Here is a 20770-nt window from a genome sequence, read left to right as displayed (position 1 = left end):
TTTATCCTCCGTCTTTCCTGATTTTCATGTCTGAATTTTTGAAATAAGCGATGACGTGATCGACGTGATCGCCCTGGATTTCGAGCGTTCCGTTTTTCTCGCTCCCGCCGGTTCCGAGCGCCTTCTTCAGCGCAGTCGCGTGTCGTCGGAGCTCATCCGTCGTTCCGGGAAAGTTGCGGATAGTTGTGACTTCTTTCCCGCCCCTGCCCTGTTTTTCACGGCGGACGCGGATAACGTCGTCTTTCCATTGCGGCGGATTCGCGCCGGACGATTTACAGGCGCACTCAGATACCGGCATGCCGCAATTCGGGCAGTGCCGCCCGGATTCGGTGCTGAAAACTGTGACGCTCTTGTTTGCCATGGTGACATGATTATAGCATTCGAGCGAGCGTTCTTCCCAACTTCCGCTAAAATGGAGCCATGACAAAAATCCAGCGCCGGCTCCTGATTCAGGTTTTCCTCTTCGCGGTCCTCTTCGTGTTTTCATGCGGTTCGATTTTTTCGATCGCCGCGGCTGCGGACCTGAATTCACGGCCGGATGAGCTGATTTTCGGTATAACGGTTGACGATTCCTGGTACGGCGAAGTTGCGATCGCTGAGATAACCGCCGCGATCCGCGCGATGCCCGTCCGGCCGGTGGTGCGAATCGTGATGACGGATGATCTTCCGGTCGCGGAATACGTCGAGCTTTTTTCAGCGATCTCTTCCGTCGCGACGGTCATGGCTCAGCCGGTTGATTCATTTTACATGCGCAATTATCCGGACGTCGAATCCTACCTGGAACGGTTCCGGGAATCGTTCGCGGTTCTTTCGCCGTACGTCGGAATCTGGGAAATCGGGAACGAGATCAACGGGGTCGACTGGATTCGTCAGGATCCGGCGCTTATCGTCGCGAAAACGCGGGCGGCGAACGATTTTATCAGGGCGCGCGGTGGAAAGACGGCGCTGACGGTCTATTACGCCGACCCAGCCGACCACGACCTGTTCGATTGGCTGGATCGTTACCTTCCGGTCCGACTTGCTGAAAATGTCGATTATGCGTTGGTCAGTTATTACGAAGACGATAACGGCGGGTACGCGCCGGATTGGGCTTCGGTCTTCGCCGGGATCGCGCGTTTTTTCCCGAACGCAAAAATCGGCGTCGGCGAATCCGGGAATACGGCGGCGGATAGGGCAGCCGTCGAAAGTAAAATTGCGATGGCGACCGCTTATTATGGGATGAGGCGCGCCGGCGATCGTTTTATCGGCGGTTATTTCTGGTGGAACTGGGTTCAGGACTGTATCCCGCATCCGGAGAATCCGGTCTTTAACGCGATCAATTCCGCGATTGCTGAAGCGATTGCCGCGGATTTACGGTAACGATGTCGTCGCCGGCATGAAAAAGCCGCCCGGATTCTCAGGCGGCTTGCGTTTTCAGGATCGGCCGTTTCCCGGCGATCTTACGGGATCATCCACGCGTAATTGGCGACAAGGGCGTTGAACGTGTCGCGGACGTCGCGCGGGAGCGCGGGGTCGGATTCTTTCCCGCTCGTCTCGAAGACGCGCCCCAGGAGCCGGACTTTATAACGGAGCGCGTCGCGATCCAGGACGAGGAAGCCGTTGTTGGCGCTGTCTTCGAAATCGGCTTCGGTTGCGAACAGCGTCAGCTTATCCTTATACGGCGCGCTGGCCCATGGGCAGAACGTTTCGCAGTTGCCGCACTCGTTGCACATGTAATCGACGTGAATGATCTGCGGCATGTCGATTCCGGGGACCGCGACCGCGACATTCGCGCGGTTCGGGCAGACTTCGGTACAGATTTCACAGATCGTCGAACAGGACAGACAGCGGTTCTGTTCATGAACTTTCACCGACGGGTGATTCAGGATTCCGCGTTTCGGATAGATATTCGAAAGCTGATCCGGAACTGGCCTGAACCTTTGTTCGCGGATCCCTGAAATCGCGTTGGAAACGACGATCGCGTCGGCTTCGGCCTGTACGATTGTCGCCGGGCCGGTTCTTCCGTCGCCGCAGAGATAAACGCCTTCGACCGACGTTTCATAAGCGGGGCTCAGGGTTGGAATGCCTCGGTCGTTCAGCGCGATTCCGTTCGCTTCGTAAAACTTCGCCGGAACCTTCTCGCCGATAGCGGCGATGACGCTGTCGCAGGGGATCGCGACGGTTTTCCCCGTGTCGACGAAGCCGCGCCGTCCGGACGCGTCCGGTTCGCCGAGCTCCATCTGGCGGCAGAGGAGTTCTCCGTTTTCCCATTTGACCGGTGACAGGAGCTCCTTGAAGGCTACGCCGTCTTCGAGCGCGTAGCGAAGCTCTTCTTCGTCGGCGGGCATGTACCGCATCGTTCGGCGATAGACGAGCGAGACCTCCTCGACGCCAGCGGTCCGCTTCGCCGCCCGGGCGGTATCCATGGCGGTATTGCCGCCGCCGATCACGACGACTTTCTTCCCAAGATCGATCTGGGCGTTCGTCCGGTTGAATTCTTCGAGGAATTCGATCGCGTTCCGGACGGCGATCCCCTCGACTTGAATATGGCTGAGCGCCGACGCCCCGAGGGCGAGGACGACCGCGTCGAAGCCTTCGGCTTTCAACGCCGCTACGTCGGTAATTTCCCGCCCGGTTTCGATCCTGACGCCCAGTTTCTCGATGAAGGCGACGTCTTTCTGAATGACGTCCGCGCCGATTCGGAAGTTCGGGATAACGTGATGCACGATACCGCCGAGGACGTCGGTTTTTTCGTACAGCGTGACCGCGGCGCCGGCGCGCGCGAGATAGAACGCGGCCGCGATTCCGCCCGGTCCGCCGCCGACGACGGCGACGCGTTTATTTGAAGTTCCGGTCGGCTTCAGTTCAGCGAGGACCTCTTTGAACGCCTTTTCCGCGGAGTTCAGTTTTGTCGCGCGGATTTCGACCGGCGATTCGTATACGGTGCGAACGCAATTACTCATGCAGGGATGCGCGCAGATTGTCCCGGTAATAAATGGGAGCGCGTTGCGCTCCAGGATCACACGGAGCGAATCGGCGAATTTTCCTTCGCCGTTGAGGCGGATATACGTTGGAATGTCCTGATGAATCGGACAGCCCTCCTGACAGCCGGCAACATAACAATCGATCAGCGGGACTTTCTTTCCGTTCTTCCGGGCGGGGGGCATCTTGATCGATTTTCGATAGTTCCCGTCCGCTGGAACGGCCGCAGCTAACGTGTTCAGCGCGTTGACGTTGATTTTTGTGAACGGCGACCTGACGGCGGCGGAAGAGAGCTCGGCGAGCTGGATCGCGCGCTGGTATCCGCCGGGCTTCAGCATCGTCGTTGCGATCGTCACCGGCCAAATTCCGCACTCGACGACTTTCTCGATATTGAACCGGTCGATCCCGCCGGAGTAGGAGATCCGGAGGCTTCCGGCGAATTCGGTCGACAGCTTCGCGGCTAACGAAATCGAAAGCGCGTAGAGCGCCCGGCCGGACATGTACATTTCGTTCCCGGGCAATTCGCCGGCCTTGATTTCGACCGGGAAGGTGTTCGTGATTTTGACGCCGAATTGAAGATCCTTCGCTGCGCATCTTTCGATCAGCCGGCGCATCATCGGGATCGCGTCGGCCCACTGCAGGTCATGCTCGAAATGATGCGTTCCGAACTGAATATAATCGTAGCCCATTTTATCGAGCGTTTTCCTCGCGAATTCATACCCGAGCAGCGTCGGGTTGCATTTGATAAACGTATGCAGCCCTTTTTCCTCGATCAGGTAGGTCGCGATGCGTTCGATTTCGACCGGCGGGCAGCCATGCAGCGTCGACAGCGTCGCCGAGTTGCAGATTTTCGCGGGGATCGCGCGAATATCCGCTTCCGTAACTTTTTTCAGGCGCGGGAGGAATTTTATCGCCGTGTCGATCGCGGTTTGGAACGCGTCGCTGCCTGACGCGTCCATCATCGTATCGATGAACGTATTAATTTTTTCGGATTGAATCCCGGCGAGGTCGTAGCCGACGCTCATATTAAACTGGAAGCCGTTGGGGGAGCCCAGATCGAGTTCAATCGCGAGCAGGTGAAGCAGGACCCAGGCGTTGATATATTCGCGCATCGCGTTGGGAACGGTCAGCTCCGTCGACCATTCGACATTGTACCCTTCGTCATGGGCGTTGATGCAAGGCTTGCTGACCGGGAGGTCTTCGCCGTCGATAATCTGAACGGTTTTGACTTCGAAAAAGCGGCTGCCGGCGACGTATGCGGCGACGATGTTCTGCGACAGCTGCGTATGCGGTCCGGCGGCCGGCCCCAGCGGCGTTTCAAGCGTTCGTCCGAAAATCGTCAGCGCCGGCTTTTCAGATGCCTTGAAGAAGCGGTGCTGTCCGAAAACGGTTTTTCGGGTTTCATATTCGGTAAAAACCCAATCCAATAATTGTGCAAACGGCATGCACGTCATTCGATCACTCATAATTACTCTCCTTCTTGTTATTACTCCGCACGGGGACCATTCGAAACGGAGGCTTTTCAATATAACTGGCTAACCTTCCTGTGGTTACTGTATTTAGTTTAACCTTTTTGAGATTGTTTGACAATCCGACTGTTCGTCAAAAATCACGAGTTTTATGCGCCGAATGTAATATATTTACAGACCGGCGCGGGCGCTTCCTGGTCCTTGCCGTTTCGGAACGCCGGAATTCGGAATGCGCTCTGTCGGAAAGACGAATGTCACCATACAAATATGACAGCTTTCTTCTTGAAATGTACGTATATTTATGATAGCATATGGGATGAAGGATTTTACTTGAAAAGGGAGAAAAGAATGGGAAAAACGGTAGCAGTTCTTGGCAGCAGTGGGGGGAATTTATATTCCCAGGGCGGAAACGACCCGAAGCGGATGTTTTCCGAGATCTTTACACAGACGAGATCGGCTGGTATGGATATTGCCTGTGTTTTGTTTATCAGTACGGACAAAAGCATGGATGGTATCGCGATGGACGCGAAGGCGAGGCTGTATACGCTGAGCGGGGAGGCGGTCGAGCCCGGCGAAGAGAAAACGCTGGCGGAGGTTAATCAGGACGCGAAACGGCTCGACTCGGAGCTGGCGGCGAAGATCGACGCCGGCGAGATCGATGGGCTGATCGTGATGAGCTGTGACCCGGCCGGCGTCAATCAGGAGGCGATCGCCGCCGCGGCCCGGAAACAGCTCCCCGTCGTCGGGACCGGCGGGACGTCGATAGCCAACGCGCAGAAGTTGGGCGCGCGGGTCATATCCGCGTCCGGTACGACCGGGACGACGAACCGGACGCGGGCGGTCGCGTTCGTTTCCGCGCTGGCGAGCGAATGGAACTTGAAGTACATGCCGATTATCGGGGCTGCGGCGGCTTCCGCGGCGGGGGACAATATCTGGAAACGGATTAATTTCCGCGGGATGATGATGGCTTCGCTTCCCGGATTTATTGCGATGGCGCTCTGTCTCGCGCTGAGCAAGGTCCCGTTTTTAGCGCCGCTCGAAAACGCGTTTAATATTCTGATCGGCGCGCTGCCGGTCCTGATCGCCGCGATCGCCGCGAAGCAGGTTTCGGGGCTGGACGAGGTTGGGATCGTCGCCGGGATCGTCGCCGGAACGCTGTCGGTCGAGGGGGGAATTATCGGTGGGCTTGCGAGCGGAATCCTTGCGGGCGTCTTTTCTTACTATATTATCCTGCAATGTCTCCGCTGGAAATTCCCCGGGACGACCGCGAATATCGCCGCCGGCGGGCTTGGCGGGCTGGCGGCCGGGCTGATCGGGATGTACCTGATTGCGCCTGTGGCTTTATGGCTTGGGAACGGAATCAAGACGGTTATCGAGTCGGCGCTGGCGTTTAACCCGATGATCGCGGGGGCGCTGGCGGGGCTGCTGATCTGGCCGGCGATTATCGGCGGCGTTTATCATGCCGCAATTTTACCGATCGTTCTTCTGGAGATGGAAGCGACGGGATACAGCTTCCTTGGGGCGATCGATATGACCGGGCTTGTCATGGTTTCGGCTGGGATCACGCTGGCGAATATGATCGCGCCGAAGGGGAAAGGCGATCGGGCGGTCGCGCTGACCGGCTTCCTGATTAACATGGGCTTTGGGACGTTTGTCGAGGCGGCGTATCCGTTCATGTTTTCCAGCAGGAAGGTATTCGCTTCTGCGCTGATCGCGGCGACGGTCTCGGGCGCGCTGGTCGGGCTTTTCGACGTTAAGGGTATTGCGTATGTCCCGTCGATTCTGGCGCCGACGATGGCGAACGAGGGGAAAGGGCTTTATTTCGCGCTGGCGATGCTGGCGGCGCTGCTGATTGCCTGCGTCCTGACGATTTTGGTAAATGAACTATCGGATAAAAAGCCGGCGGGATCGTAAAACGTCCGGCGGATCAGGAACTCAGAGAAAATTTTCGGAGGAATAGGATCATGATAACGAACGATATGCAGTTGAGAATGAAAAAAGGAATCGCGAAGGTTCATGCCGCGCTGGAGCTCGGCGGCGGGCATACGATCTTGAGTACGGGGATTACCGGCGACGACAGCCGGCTGGCAAAGGCGGTTTGCGACGTCGGCGTAAAGATGGTCGAGCCGAATCATCCGGCGGTCGCTTTAGCGCGCGGGCATAAGGGCGTGACGACGATGCATGCCGCCGAGCGGATCCGCTACGAAATTACGGTCGCGCAGATGGCAGAGGTTACGCGCGGCGTTCGAGCCGTCGTTCCGGACGACGTCTATATTACGGTCGGGATTCCCGGCGGTTTTACCGAAATCGTCCCGATGCCGCTGCGGGATGAGGATTTTACGATGATGGCGCTTGCCGGCGCCGACGGGCTGCATACGCATAAATCCTCGCTCAGGGACCTTGAATCGATCGTTGAAACGGCGCATCGCTACGGGCTTCTGGTCGACGCTTATATCGGGATGACGACCGATCTGCATACGTTTGGACTTCCGGCCGACACGCCGGAAGACGTTTACCGAACCGCCAGGGAGATGGAAAGTATCGGTACTGATATGATTGGTCTGATGACCGGAATGAGCTACGAGGGGGTACAGGCCGGCGAGATTCATCCGATGATTAAAGAAAGGCTGAACGCGTTGGTCGATGCCGTCCAGGTCCCGACGCTTGCCGAGGGCGGGATCAATACCACGAACTTCAAAGCATTTAAGGATACGAAGGTGAATATTCTCGTGATTGGAACGTCGATCGATAAGATGGTTGAAAAGGCTGCGCAGGAGGCGGTCCGCTCGTTCCTGAAGTATTAGTTCCGGCGAACTTCGGACAGAACAGGTTATAATGAATGAGGGCTTCCGAGTTCTTTGCTTCGATCTGGCGAGGGCGAGAACGAACGCAGGAGAGAAGCCCGCGTTCTTTTTTTACCGGGACGCTTCTGTAATTCTGGAGTGAGGACTGAGGTATGGCGATCGATAAAAATGACTTTATTTATATGAAAATATATAACGATATTTACGAAAAAATAAAGTCGAATGTGCTGAAGCCCGGCGGAAGGATCCAGCCGGAAAACGTTTTAAAGGAGCAGTATAACGTCAGCCGCGATTCGATCCGCAAGGCGCTCCAGAAGCTCGAAAACGACGGGCTGATTTCCCGGCGGGCGGGCGCGGGAACTTACGTAACGTCGAAGATCGCCGATTATTCGTTGGCGAATCAGGAAAGCTTCACGGAGCAGATGAAGAAAATCGGGAAGATCCCGTCTTCGGAAATCCTTTCGATCGAAATTCTTTCCGATTATGAGGCGGAGATCGGCGAGATGCTCGATCTCGTCCCGGGCGAGAAACTTTATCGGGTTTGCCGTGTCCGGAAGGCGGATGGCGATCCGATGGCGCTTGAAATCGTCTACGTCTCGCAGAAGCTCGTTCCTAATTTGCATACGCTTCTTTATGAAGATACTTCGCTCTATAAGCTTTACGAAGATTATTACAACCTGAAGATGAAGGACATGGAAGTTCATATCGAGGCGGAGCTTGCCGATAAGGACGTTCAGAAAAAGCTCAGGCTGAAAGAGAATACGCCGATCCTGAAGATCAGCGGCGTCATGCAGCTCGAAGACCAGCGGCCGCATTATTATTTCGTCTGCTACCATATTGGTCATAAGTATAGTTTTTCCGTTCGACTTCCGAGGAAAAGAGCTTCCTGACCCCGTTTTTTTGAATCGATCCGGGCTTTGCAAGGCTGCGACAAAAGGCAGGATTCGGGAAACATCCTGGGAAAACGACTTTATTGCTCTGTTTCAGGGATATGTGTTAGAATTTGCGCTTAGGTTAGGTTTGTATAACTCGCTCGGCAGTAAGTTTGTAAGTAAAGTTTTTTATATTGAAATAAGGAGATTATGATGAGTATGGATTCCCAAAGTTCGGTCGATCCTAAGAAGATGCGCACGAAGGACCTGATTTTCGCGGGGGCGTTCGGCGCGATTTACCTCGTTCTCATGTTGATCGTTGTCATGGTTGGCGGGGCGATTCCGATTTTATACCTGCTTTCGCCTCTGCTGGTCGGAATTGTCTGCGCGACGGTGTACATGCTGTGCGTAATGCGCGTTCGGAAATTCGGCGCGGCGCTGATTATCGGCGTGCTGTTCGCGCTGATCGCCGCTTCGTCTTATATTCCGGGGTTCTGTTTCGCGATTGGCGCCGCGCTGTTGGCGGAGCTGATGCTCAAGTTGGGAGATTATCGTTCGCGGAAAATGTACGTGCTTTCCTTCGTTTTCTTCAATCTGAATATGGCGGGTCCATTTCTGATGCTTGCGTTTGAGCATGAGCGCTTCATAGCTATCGCGGAACAGTTTTCCGGAGCCGAGCACGCCGCGGCTTTGAATTCAATCGCTCCGACCGGGTATTTCTGGTTCGTGTCGCTTGGTTTAGCGATCATCGGCGGGCTGATCGGCGGATTGCTGTCTACGAAATTAATCCGGAAGCATTTCGAAAAAGCTGGAATCGTATAAATGGATTTTGAAATCTATGGCGACGATTCCGGCGCTGTATTGAAGCTCGACCCGCGGGTCAAAATCCTGATCTTTTTTGCGGGGAGCGCGGTTGTATTGAATAGCTTCCGGTTGACTCCTCAGTATCTTTATGGCGCATTTTTATGCGCCATTTTAGCGCTTTGCGGGAAGAAAATGGATGGTCTGAAGTTTTTTTGTCTTTGGACCTTCCTGATTTTCTTTCGGATTTGCGTTACTTCTTCGGGAAAGGGTCATCCCATTTTTGTTTCGCTGGCCACGGGTGTCGTTGCGCTGATCCTGTTCAGCATGCCGATTCTTCTGTCGCTGTCGCTGCTGCTTCGGACGACGCGGATTAATCATCTGCTGTCCGCGCTGCAGGCGATGCATATGCCGGCGTTCGTGATTATCCCTTTCGCGGTCCTGCTCCGGTTTATTCCGACGGTTCAGGATGAGTGGAACGGGATCCGCAAGGCGATGGCTTTCCGGAATATTTCGCTGGAGCCGGGCGCGATTGTCCGGGCGCCGATGAAGACGGTTGAATATATCCTGATCCCGCTGCTGTTCAGCTGCGTCGCGGTCATCGAGGAAATGACGGCGACGGCGTTGGCGCGCGGATTGGACAGCGAGAAAAAACGAACATCTTACGAAACCGTGCGCATGACGGCGGCGGATTATATCGTTATCGCGCTGCTGATTGGGATCGTTATTTTCGCGATGATTTTCGGAAAGGACGGACCGTTCTTATGATCCGATTTGAGAACGTCAGCTTTCATTACGGTGGGGAAACCGGAACCGGCGAGGGCGTCGACGCGATCGATCTGGAGATCGGCGACGGCGAAGTTGTCGTGCTTTGCGGCGAGAGCGGCTGCGGAAAGACGACGATAACGCGCCTGGCGAACGGCCTCGCGCCGCATTATTACGAAGGGACGATGAGCGGGCGCGTGATGATCGACGATATTTGCGTGAATGAAACGCCGCTGTCGTCGATTGCCGCGTTTGTCGGCAGTATTTTCCAAAATCCGAAGAGCCAGTTTTTTAATATAGAAACCGAAAGCGAGATGGCGTTCGGTTGTGAAAACCTGGAGATGGAGCCCGGGGAGATTCGCCGAAGGATCCAGGCCGCCGTCCGGGAAATGCAGCTGGAGCCGTTGATGCGGCGGAATATTTTCGAGCTTTCCGGCGGCGAGAAACAGCAGATTGCCTGCGGATCGGTTTATACCGCGGATCCGAAGATTTACGTCATGGATGAGCCGTCTTCGAATCTGGATAAAAAAGCGATTCACCGGCTTCATGACCTGATGATGAAAATGAAGGCGTCCGGGAAAACGATGATCATCTCGGAACACCGGCTTTATTATCTGATGGATATTGCGGACCGCTTCGTTTATATCCGGAACGGGCGGATCGTCCGGAGCATTCCGATCGAGGAAATGCGCGCGTTTACCGACGCGGAGCTGGGCGAACTTGGGCTGCGTTGTACTGATTTACGAAGAATTCAGCTTTCGTCCGGCCTCGAAGCGTTTAAAACGGTGACGGAAAAGGATTGGGCGGGGAATAAGCCGGCGCTGGAAGGCATCGATCTGAGCTGCGCCCGTGGGAATGCCCGGATTCTGGATATCGATCGGCTTGCGCTGCCGACGAACAGTATTGTCGCCGTTATCGGCGACAACGGCAGCGGGAAGAGCACGTTGGCGGAGACGCTTTGCGGCGTGATCCCGAGCGACGGGAGCGTTTCGTATAACGGCGTCTTCCTGTCGCGGAAGGACCGGGCCAGGAAAAGTTTTATGGTCATGCAGGACGTCAACAGGCAGCTGTTTTCCGAGAGCGTCGCGGCCGAATTAACGCTGAATACCGACGCGACGGATGGAAAGGTCGACGAAATCCTGAACGGGTTGGGGCTGTCTGAACTGAAATCGCGTCATCCGGCTTCGCTTTCCGGCGGCCAGAAGCAGCGGGTCGCGATTGCGACCGCGCTTTGCGCCGGGAAGGATATTCTCTTCTACGATGAACCGACGAGCGGTCTGGATCGCCTGGGGATGGAACGGTTTGGCCGATTGCTCAGGGAGCTTCGGGAGCAGGTCAATTTATCGATTATTATCACGCATGATCCGGAGCTGATTCTTTCCTGCTGTACGCATGTCCTGCATCTCGCTGACGGACGCGTCCAATCGCTGTATCCGTTGAACGACGAGGGCGTCAGGCGGCTCCGCTTTTATTTTCTTTCGCGGAATGGCGACAGCTCGAGCCGGCGCCGCGAAAAGACGACGGCGATCGGAAAAATCGTCAGCTATATGGGGACGAATAAGCGGACGACGATTTTTGCCGGGCTGCTGATGCTGCTGGGGACGATCGCGAGCGTCATCCCATACCTGCTGATTTACCGGTTGATTTCCGCGCTGCTGACAGGGACGCCGCTGACGCTGCGCGCGTCAGTTCCGTTGATCCTGGCGGTTTTGGGCTGTGAAATCCTGTATGCGTCGACGTATACCTATGGCTTGCAGCTTTCTCATCGCGCCGCGTTCCGGACGCTTGAAAATATCCGGCTCTACCTGAAAGACCGGATGGAGGAGAAGCCCTTCGGCCAGATCCTTGATATCGGAACCGGAGCGATTAAGAAGCTGTTTACCGACGATATCGAGGCGATCGAACTCATCCTGGCGCATATGATTCCGGAAGGGTTCGCGAATCTGATCGTTGTCGCCGTCGTGCTGCTGGTCATGACGGCGATCGATTGGCAGCTGATGCTGCTGACCTGCCTGGCCGTGGGCTTGGGAATCAGCGTTTCGGCCCAGATGTTCGCGATTGGCGTGGAGAAAATGGGGAGTTATTTCGCCGCGACGAAACGGCTGAATAACACGATTATCGAATTTGTCAATGGAATGGAGGTCATCCGCGTATTCAATCGTCAGGGGGAATCCGGCGAAAAGTATGAGAGCCGGGTTAAGAGTTACCGGGATTTCGCGTTAGGCTGGTATCGGGTCTGTTGGCCGTGGATGGCGCTGTACGGGAGCCTTTTTTCGACGATAACGCTTTATTCTCTCCCGTTCGGACTTCTCATGATTCTGCTGGGGGCGCTGAGCGCGGCGGATTACATCCTGATTTTATGCCTGAGCTTCGGGATCAGTCCGCTCCTGATCCGGATGATGTCGTTTATTGGCGCAATCCCGAACGTCAACATGAAGCTCCAGGCGCTCGAAAAGGCGATGGATTATCCGGCGCTGAAAACGGGCGCGGGCGCGTTCGAATCGGACCGGCATGACGTGGAGTTTAAAAATGTGACGTTCGCGTATAAGGACGCCGAAGTTCTGAAGTGCGTTTCGTTTGTCGCTGCGGAAGGGCGGCTGACCGCGCTGGTCGGCGCTTCCGGAAGCGGGAAGAGTACGGCTGCGAAGCTGCTTGCGCATTACTATGACGTCAGCGAGGGCGGGATATCGATCGGCGGGCAGGATATCCGCACGCTCCAAAGCGAAGCGCTCAACGCGCAGATCGCTTACCTGTCGCAGGATATTTTCCTCTTTAATAAAACGATTCTCGAAAATATTCGGATCGGACGGCCGGATGCGACGGATGACGAGGTGATGGAAGCGGCGCGGAAGGCACAATGCGAAGAGTTCATCTCAGAGCTCGAGAATGGCTATGAAACGGTCGCCGGCGAGGCGGGGAATAAGCTCTCCGGCGGGCAGAAACAGCGGATCGCGTTCGCGCGGGCGATTCTTAAAGACGCGCCGATTATTATTCTGGACGAGGCGACCGCGTTCGTCGATCCGGAAAACGAACGGAAAATCGCGGAAGCGATCCGCGAGATTATTCGTGGGAAAACGGTTATCGTCATTGCGCATAAGCTTCGATCGATCATGAACGCGGATCAGATTCTCGTTCTCGAAAACGGACGAATCCGCGCGGCGGGGAAGCATGACGATCTGCTCAAGTCAGACCCGGTTTATGCGAATTTATGGACCCTGTCCGAAAGCGCGTCCGGTTGGGTTCTTAAGGAGCGGGAGGTAAGAGGATGATGATTTCCATGGTTCGCAGGATACTCAGCTTTTCGGGAAAATACGCGGGCCGGATCCGCGCGGCTTACCCGATCGCGTTCCTTAAGTCGGTCTTCATGAATGCGCCGATCATGGTCGCTGTCGCGTTGCTGCCGGCGGTGGTCGGCGGGACGGTGACGCTGCGGATGACGCTGATCGCGGCGTTAACGCTGTCAGGCTGCCTCCTGGCGCAGTCGCTTCTTCAGTATTTTACGGATCGGCTTCAGTCCGGGGCCGGATACGAAGTTTTCAGCGATAAACGGATCGAATTCGGGAATCACCTGCGCCGGCTTCCGATGGGGTATTTCAGCGCCGGGAATATTGGACGGATCAGTACCATTCTGTCGCAGGACATGGTCTTTATCGAGGAGCAGGGCATGATGACGATCGCGGGTATCGTCGGCGATATCTTTTCACAGGTGATCCTGACCGCTTTCCTCTTTACGATTGACGTCCGGGTCGGCCTGGCGGCGTTGGCGACCGTGCTGATCGCCGTTGCTGTCGGGCGAGTCCTGACGAAGGTTGCGTTCGAAAAATCGACCGGGCGGCAGGCGGCGATCGAAGACCTGACTTCGGCCGTGCTGGAATATACGGAGGGCTTCGGCGTTATCCGGAGCTACGGTATGACCGGGCGCGGCGCGAAGGATATCGAGGCGAGCTTCCGAGGGATCCGGGACGCGAACCTGGCGTTCGAAGCGTCGTACGTCCCGTACGAACGCGCGCTTCAAATTCTGTACGCGATGGGGATGACCGCGATTCTGGCGCTCAGTATTTACCTGACGCAGCGCGGAACGCTGCCGGCGGCGAGTTTTATCGGCGTTCTTCTCTTTTTATTTAGCTTTTTTGCCCCGCTGAAACACCTGTACAATCAGGCGACGCTGATGACGATCATGACCAACAGTCTGGATCGGATCGAGGAGGTTTTTGCCGAGAAGGAGATCGACGACGACGGCGCGGCTGAATTCTCTCCCGGCTCAGGACATGATGCGTCAGACATGGCGCATGAGATCGAATTCCGCGGCGTTTCGTTCGCGTATGAGAACGAGGCTGTCTTGAAAGATATTTCTTTTACCGCGGACAAGGGGCAGCTCATCGCGCTCATCGGCAGCTCCGGAAGCGGAAAGACGACGATCGCGAACCTGCTGGCGCGATTCTGGGATATCTCAGAGGGCGAGATTCTTGTTCGCGGAAAGAATATCCAATCGATTCCCATGGCGTCGCTGATGGGAATGCTCAGCATGGTATTCCAGAAGGTCTATCTTTTCGAGGATACGGTTTACAACAATATCGCAATGGGCCGTCCGGGCGCGACGCAGGCAGAGGTTATTGAGGCGGCGAGGAAGGCGCGCTGTTACGATTTTATTATGGAGCTTCCCTACGGCTTCGAGACGGTCATCGGCGCGGGCGGCGCGAGTCTTTCCGGCGGCGAAGCGCAGCGCATCTCGATTGCGCGCTGTATCCTCAAGGACGCGCCGATTATTATTCTGGACGAGGCGACGGCGAGTATCGACGCGGACAACGAGGCGTTTATTCAGCAGGCGCTGACGGAGCTCTGCCGTGAAAAGACGACAGTCGTCATCGCGCACCGGCTGAATACGGTCCGGAACGCGGATCGCCTTCTCGTTCTGGACCGTGGCGAGCTGCGCGAGGCAGGGACGCATGAGGAGCTGCTCGCGCTGGACGGGATTTATAGCCGAATGGCGCTCGCGGGTATGGATTTGCCGGGCTGGAACGAGAGGTGACGGATGCGGGATCAGGTTTATAAGCTGTTTGGCCTTTTGTGTTTGATTTTGTCCGTTTTCCTGATTATTTTCGGGCTTTACCTGACGGACGATTTCGCTGGCTCGGGAGTTCGGGCTCTGACGACGGCGGGCGGCGTGGCGCTGCTTTGCGTTGGGACGTTTTTTTATAAGCTGATGAAAAAAGAGTCGTGAGCGATCCGCTGCGTTCTGAAACATTTCCTCGACTGCACCGATCAAGGAAATGTTTTGTATTTAACCCGGCGCGTTCGAATCGACGATTCGCTCCGGTTTGACCTTGGCTGCGCTCCAGCTTTGTGAAACGGTTGATGCCTGAATAAATTCCTGTTTGGAAATATTTCTGAATCATGATGAAAACAACTTGAAACAGATGAAACTATTTTGGGCTTCTGTAAGTTTATGACGAAAATCATGGCGAAGATGTGACTTGCTTATGACGCTGAACCTGTGAGAAATTCGATTCTTTCATGATATAAAGGGGGTACGTTAGCTTTCTTTAAGAATCGGTTCTCGGGCTGAGAAGGGTTTTCAATGCAGTTTTTTTCTTTGAACAATCGAAAAGCATTCGTAACCGGTGGGACGCGCGGTTTAGGAAAAAGCATGGCGGAAGGGCTGATGGAAGCCGGCGCCGAGGTTGTCATCGCCGGGCGCGGGGAATCGGTTGAAGAGGTTGCGGCTGAGTTCCGGGAGCGCGGTTTCCGCTGTCAGGGCGTGCGGATGGACCTGTCGGATCGGATCGATCGCGAGCGCGGTTTTTTTGAAGCGTTAACGCTTTTGGGCGGGCGGATCGATATTCTTGTCAATTCCGCCGGAATGCAGCGCAGGCATCCCAGCGAAGCGTTTCCGATCGAAGACTGGGATCAGATGCTTGAAGTGAACCTGACCGCCCCATTTCATCTTTGCCAGCTGGCGGGGCGTGAGATGCTGAAGGTCGGGTATGGGAAGATCATCAATTTATCGTCGATGAACGCTTTTTTCGGCGGCTCGACGATTCCGGCGTACGCGGCCGGGAAAGGCGGGATCAACCAGCTGACGAAGACGCTGTGCAACGATTGGGCATGCCGGGGAATCAACGTCAACGCGATCGCTCCGGGATACATGGCGACGGAGATGAACGCGGCGCTGATGGATCCGGCGAATCCGCGTTTCGAGGAGATTACGAAGCGGATCCCGGCGAAACGATGGGGCGCGCCGGAGGACATGAAGGGGCTCTGCGTCTTCCTGGCGTCCGATGCATCGTCGTATATCAATGGGGCGGTTATTCCGATTGACGGGGGGTATTTAGCGAAGTCTTAACGTTGGAGGACAGACGGTTCAAAAAGGGGGAATCGTCTTATTCAGAACAAGGAGATAAAAGATGAAGAAAGTTGTTCGTATTTTATTGATCACCGCGATGTTGGTCGGGCTGTTCGCGGTCCGTTCGGTCAGCGCTCAGGAGGCGGTAACGGGGAAGAAAATGGCGCTGGTTGTCAAGTTTCTGGGGAATCCGATGTTCATGCACCTGAAGGAGGTCATGGAGGAGGCGGTCGTGGATTCCGGAAACACGCTGGATACGTACGACGCCGCGAACGACGCGCAGAAGGAGGCGAACTTGTTCGCCGACCTGATTACGAATCAATATGACGCGATTTTTATCGCGGCGGTTGATTATGTCGCTTCCGCGCCGCTGATCGATCAGGCGAACGAGGCCGGGATCCCGATCGCGGTCGTCGACAGCGCGGTTATCGGGTTCGAAAACGCGACGTTCAGCGTCATGTCGGATAACGTCAAAGCGGGCGAGATCGCGATGGAAGCGTTGGCGAAGTACATGGACTATAAAGGCAAGATGATTATCTTCGAGAACCGGATGTCCTACGCGGTTTCGCAGCGGTCCATCGGACGCGATAACGTTCTTCGGAAATATCGCGATATCGAGGTCGTCAATACGATGAACTCGCCGTCATCAATCGATCAGGCGATGTTCGCGATGGACAATTTCCTTCAGGCGGACCCGGATATTGCCGGCGCGTGGGGGGGGAATGACCTCTGCGCACAGGGGTTCGTCGCGGCGGCGAAGAGCGCCGGAAAAGAGGCTGGCGATATCGGGATCGTCGGGATCGACGGATCGGTCGACAGTATCGCGTTGATCAAGGAGGGTTGGCAGACGGCGACGTCGGCGCAGTCTTTCGGAAAGATCGGCCGCGCTTCGGTTGAAATGATGCTGAAGGTGCTCGCCGGCGAAGAGCTGGAGGAACGCGATATTCTGATCCCTGTTGAATTGGTCGACGCTGAAAACGTTGAAGACTACGTCTTCGACTGACGGATGCGTTTTTGCCGGGGTATTCGCCGCCGCTTGCGAGCGGAGCCCCGGCTTTTCTTTATTGTTCCTTAAAAAGAAAATTTATCTGATCTAAGAATCGTTTTTGGTTCCGATTCAGCGTAAAGGCAGCGATATGGCAGGTGGCGATGTTTTAGAAATGATAAATATCGATAAGAGGTTCGGCGGGATTCACGCGCTGCGCGGGTTTAATTTCAGCTGTGCTGCGGGCGAGGTTCATGTCCTCATGGGAGAGAACGGCGCCGGGAAATCGACGCTCCTGAATATTCTTGGCGGAATCTATCAGTCGGACGGCGGCGAAATCCGAATCAACGGGAAAGCGGTTCAGATTACGAATCCGATCGTGGCCCGCGATAACGGGATCGCGATCATTCATCAGGAATTAAGCGTCTGTAAGAATATGACGGTGGCTGAAAATGTTTTCCGCGGGGCGTTCCCGGTTAAACCGCCGTTTTCGTTTGTCGATTATCCCAGGATGATTCAGGATACTCAGGACCTGATCGACGCGGCCCGGCTGAATCTCGATCCGGAGGCGAAGGTTGGCCGCTTATCGATCGCGCAGCAGCAGATGGTCGAGATCGCCAGCGCGATTTCGAAGAATGCGAATATTGTCGTCATGGACGAGCCGACCGCGTCGTTGACCCGACACGAGGTTGAGTCGCTTTTCGAGATTATCGAGAATCTGATTCAGGAGAACCGAACGGTGATCTACGTGTCGCACCGCATGGAAGAGACGTTCCGGATTGGGGATCGGGTAACGGTCATGCGCGATGGGACGTACGTCGGAACGAAACGCACGGACGAAACGACGACGGACGAGCTGGTCGCGATGATGGTTGGGCGCGATATTCGGGACGCGTATGGGACGCGGACGTTTACCGGAACGAAGGAAAAGGCGCTCGAGGTTCGGAACTTCTCGAACGCGAAGCTGAAAAACGTCAGTTTCGATTTATATAAGGGCGAGATATTAGGCTTCTCCGGTCTGGTCGGCGCGGGAAGGACCGAGCTGGCGCGGGCGATTTTTGGTCTCGACCCGCGGACGGAGGGGACGATTAAGGTCGAAGGGAAAAGGGCAGTGATTAACACTCCTGCCGACGCGATCCGTTACCGGATCGGGCTGGTCCCGGAGGACCGAAAGGGGGCGGGGCTGGTTCTGAACCAGTCGATCTCCTTCAACCTGACGATCGGCGTCCTGAAAAGCTTTATTCACGGAATCCGCGTCGATTCGAATCAGGAAAACGCTATCGTCGATCGGTACCGGAATATCCTGAGTATTAAGTCCTCCGGTCCGGATCAGAAATGCAAAGAGCTTTCCGGCGGGAACCAGCAGAAAGTCGTGTTGTCGAAATGGATGGCGATCGATCCGGAAATCCTGATACTTGACGAACCGACGCGCGGGATTGACGTCGGCGCGAAGAAAGAGATTTATGACCTGATCAACCGTTTATCGGCGCAGGGTTTGGCGATTCTCTTTATCTCCTCAGATTTACCGGAGATTATTCACCTGTCGCATCGCGTGATGATTATGTGCGACGGCGAAATCGTGAAGGAGATCGACGCGGAGCAGGAAGAGCTGACGCAAATCAAAATCATGAACTATGCAATTGGGAGAGACGAGGATGGCGGCAACGGATGAAAGAATGACGGAAAGGACGGCAGCCCCGCGCCGTCGGACGAATCCGATCGTAAAAACGGTTCGGAATTATTTGGGCCCGATCCTGATTCTGCTGATTTTATTTATTATTCTGTCGAGTAATTCACCGAATTTTCTGACGCTGGGGAATATTACCAATATATTACAGCAGGTCAGTATTTACGGTCTGCTGTCGATCGGGTTGACGTATATTATCTTGATCGGCAACGTCGATCTTTCGATCGGGTCAACGGTCGCGTTTTCGGGCTGTCTGAGCGTGACGCTGCTGTCGGTATTGAATCTGAACCTTTATCTGGCGATTTTCCTGACGTTGCTCGCCTGCATGCTGATCGGATTATTTAATGGGAGCTGTCTTGCGTATACGAAGCTGCCGCCGTTTATCGTGACGCTGGCGACGCAGATGATCGTTCGCGGACTGGCGTATATTATTACTGACGGTTATCCGGTCGCTTCGACGAGTAAGGCGTTTAACGAAATCGGGAGCGGGCGATGGACGATTTCCGTTCATGACGGCTTGAAGATTCAGATTCCTTATTCGGTTGCGTTCCTGTTCTTAGCGTTCCTGGTCTTTGGGATCGTCCTGAGTAAGACGCGGTTCGGTCGCTATATTTACGCCGTCGGCGGGAATCAGGAAGCCGCGATCCATTCCGGAATTAACGTCAGGAAGGTTCGAATTATTGTCTATGTTATCGCCGGCGCGCTGGCTGGCTGCGGCGGGATTATTTTAGCGGCGCGGATGGGTTCCGGCCAGCCGGCCAACGTCGGGATCGGATATGAAGGCGAGGCGATTGCGGCGTCGGTTCTCGGCGGGGTCAGCTTCGGCGGCGGGATCGGTACGATCGGCTGTACGATTATCGGGACGCTGATTATGGGCGTGATTAATAACGGCTTGAACATGCTTCGGTTCGAATATTTCTACCAGCTGATCGTGAAGGGGGCGATTATCCTGTTCTCGGTTTACTTTGATTCGGTCAAGGATCAGCTTCCGGAGTGGCGGGCGAAGATTTTCGGTAGAAAGCGGTAGCTTCGGCGACAGCGCGATCGAAGGATGGGATCCCTGCCGTTGCGCCGATGGCCTCGATTGCGCGCGATGCGGTGATGTTGCCGATTTCGACGCTTTCGAACGGCGAAAACCCGTTCATCCGCGCGCTCAGGAATCCGGCGAAAAAAGCGTCGCCCGCGCCGGTCGTGTCGACGACGTTCCCGGATTTCCGGGGCGGAACGATCCGTTCCTCCGAGAAATCGGTTACATAAGCGCCTTTATTCCCGAGCTTGATCCCCAGTATTTTAACGCCGGTATCGCGAAAGATCTCGGCGGCTTTGTATGGGTTTTGCGTATCCGTAAAGACTTCGATTTCCGCTAAGCTGGGAAAGAAAATATCGGTAGCTTCGAGCGCAGGCCGAAACGCGTCAAGCCGACGCGGGTCGTATTTCTGTCCATGCAGCGCGGCGTCCATGGCCGTCGTTTTCCCCAGCTTTTTCGCGCGGGCAAAGAGTTTCGCGATTCCGCCCTGATCGAGCGACGGAAACGTCAGCGCGCTTCCGAAGTAAACGCAATCCGCGTCGCGCAGCCATTTTTCCAGGACCATTTCTTCAGAATAATTCGCATAGATTCGATTCTCGAAGAGGAAATGGCGTTCGCCCGAGCGGTCTAAAAGAACGAAGGAGGTCGAGGTTGGGTAGTCTTTGTCGGTGACCAGCCCTGATCCGTCGACGCCTTCCGTCCGGCAGCGTTCGCGCAGGAATTCGGCCGATGCGTCGCGGCCAACGCGTCCGACGATCGCGGCCTGATTCCCCAGCCGGGTTACGCCGATCGCGACGTTCAGCGCGTCTCCGCCGGCGCTGACGTTCAGTCCGCTGATAGACGCGCCGTTGATCGACAGGATATCCGCGGGAACGCCCGACAGGATATAGTCGCATACGGCCATTCCAAAGCATAAAAATTTCATTTTTCCCTCTTTTCTCACGGGATGATATCCGGGCCTGCCACGGGACGTTTTGATCGGCGTCTGCCTCGGATCCGGAAAAAGGCAGTTCATGCGGCGCTGTACCGCCGGCGGTAAAAAGAGAGGCGAGGGAA

16 protein-coding genes are annotated in these 20770 nt (G+C 55.5%); 13 read left to right on the top strand and 3 right to left on the bottom strand.

Features of this window, described 5'->3' with window-relative positions:
• Position 1: 1 nt before the first annotated feature.
• On the bottom strand, positions 2-361 hold the full coding sequence (locus tag BEQ56_08890; protein ID AOH44482.1) for a hypothetical protein: 360 nt from the start codon (positions 359-361) through the stop codon (positions 2-4).
• A 161-nt stretch (positions 362-522) separates the two neighbouring features.
• Here BEQ56_08890 and BEQ56_08885 point away from each other — a divergent pair, with 161 nt between their 5' ends.
• Positions 523-1359 (top strand): hypothetical protein, encoded by an 837-nt coding sequence (locus BEQ56_08885; protein ID AOH44481.1) that lies wholly within the window; start codon positions 523-525, stop codon positions 1357-1359.
• Between the two features lie 80 nt (positions 1360-1439).
• Here BEQ56_08885 and BEQ56_08880 read toward each other — a convergent pair whose 3' ends face one another.
• Entirely contained in the window at positions 1440-4427 is a 2988-nt protein-coding gene (locus BEQ56_08880; protein AOH43578.1) for a putative selenate reductase subunit YgfK, read from the bottom strand.
• Positions 4428-4778: 351 nt separating this feature from the next.
• On the opposite strand from BEQ56_08880, the gene BEQ56_08875 reads away from it, so the two are divergent.
• The 12 genes from BEQ56_08875 (at position 4779) to BEQ56_08820 (ending at position 19714) form a co-directional block, all read left to right on the top strand.
• Positions 4779-6344, top strand: coding sequence for a PTS sugar transporter (locus BEQ56_08875; protein AOH43577.1), 1566 nt, complete (start codon positions 4779-4781; stop codon positions 6342-6344).
• Between the two features lie 50 nt (positions 6345-6394).
• Positions 6395-7234 (top strand): histidine biosynthesis protein, encoded by an 840-nt coding sequence (locus BEQ56_08870; protein ID AOH43576.1) that lies wholly within the window; start codon positions 6395-6397, stop codon positions 7232-7234.
• Positions 7235-7386: 152 nt separating this feature from the next.
• Entirely contained in the window at positions 7387-8124 is a 738-nt protein-coding gene (locus BEQ56_08865; GenBank protein ID AOH43575.1) for a hypothetical protein, read from the top strand.
• Between the two features lie 195 nt (positions 8125-8319).
• Positions 8320-8928, top strand: a complete 609-nt coding sequence (locus BEQ56_08860; protein ID AOH43574.1) for a hypothetical protein — start codon at positions 8320-8322, stop codon at positions 8926-8928.
• Positions 8929-9675 (top strand): cobalt ABC transporter permease, encoded by a 747-nt coding sequence (locus BEQ56_08855; protein ID AOH43573.1) that lies wholly within the window; start codon positions 8929-8931, stop codon positions 9673-9675.
• Positions 9672-12941 carry an ABC transporter ATP-binding protein gene (locus BEQ56_08850; GenBank protein ID AOH43572.1) on the top strand — a complete coding sequence of 1090 codons (3270 nt, stop codon included), beginning with the start codon at positions 9672-9674 and terminating at the stop codon, positions 12939-12941. Before BEQ56_08855 ends, BEQ56_08850 begins: the two co-directional genes overlap by 4 nt.
• Positions 12941-14701 carry an ABC transporter permease gene (locus BEQ56_08845; GenBank protein AOH44480.1) on the top strand — a complete coding sequence of 587 codons (1761 nt, stop codon included), beginning with the start codon at positions 12941-12943 and terminating at the stop codon, positions 14699-14701. The genes BEQ56_08850 and BEQ56_08845 overlap by 1 nt, the downstream gene beginning before the upstream one ends.
• Positions 14702-14704: 3 nt before the next feature.
• Positions 14705-14893, top strand: coding sequence for a hypothetical protein (locus BEQ56_08840; protein ID AOH43571.1), 189 nt, complete (start codon positions 14705-14707; stop codon positions 14891-14893).
• 357 nt (positions 14894-15250) lie between these two features.
• Entirely contained in the window at positions 15251-16015 is a 765-nt protein-coding gene (locus tag BEQ56_08835) for a 2-deoxy-D-gluconate 3-dehydrogenase (protein AOH43570.1), read from the top strand.
• A gap of 61 nt (positions 16016-16076) precedes the next feature.
• A complete protein-coding gene (locus tag BEQ56_08830; GenBank protein AOH43569.1) occupies positions 16077-17018 on the top strand; it encodes a hypothetical protein in 942 nt (313 codons plus the stop codon).
• A gap of 133 nt (positions 17019-17151) precedes the next feature.
• Positions 17152-18672, top strand: a complete 1521-nt coding sequence (locus BEQ56_08825) for a hypothetical protein (GenBank protein AOH44479.1) — start codon at positions 17152-17154, stop codon at positions 18670-18672.
• 4 nt (positions 18673-18676) lie between these two features.
• On the top strand, positions 18677-19714 hold the full coding sequence (locus BEQ56_08820; protein AOH43568.1) for a hypothetical protein: 1038 nt from the start codon (positions 18677-18679) through the stop codon (positions 19712-19714).
• On the opposite strand, the gene BEQ56_08815 is transcribed toward BEQ56_08820, so the two are convergent.
• The gene (locus BEQ56_08815; protein ID AOH43567.1) at positions 19662-20729 is read right to left on the bottom strand and encodes a hypothetical protein; all 1068 of its coding nucleotides are present in this window, start codon (positions 20727-20729) and stop codon (positions 19662-19664) included. The genes BEQ56_08820 and BEQ56_08815 overlap by 53 nt on opposite strands.
• Between the last annotated feature and the right edge of the window lie 41 nt (positions 20730-20770).

Source organism: Anaerolineaceae bacterium oral taxon 439 (genome assembly GCA_001717545.1).
GTDB lineage: Bacteria > Chloroflexota > Anaerolineae > Anaerolineales > Anaerolineaceae > Flexilinea.
This window is presented reverse-complemented; position numbering and strand designations above follow the sequence as displayed.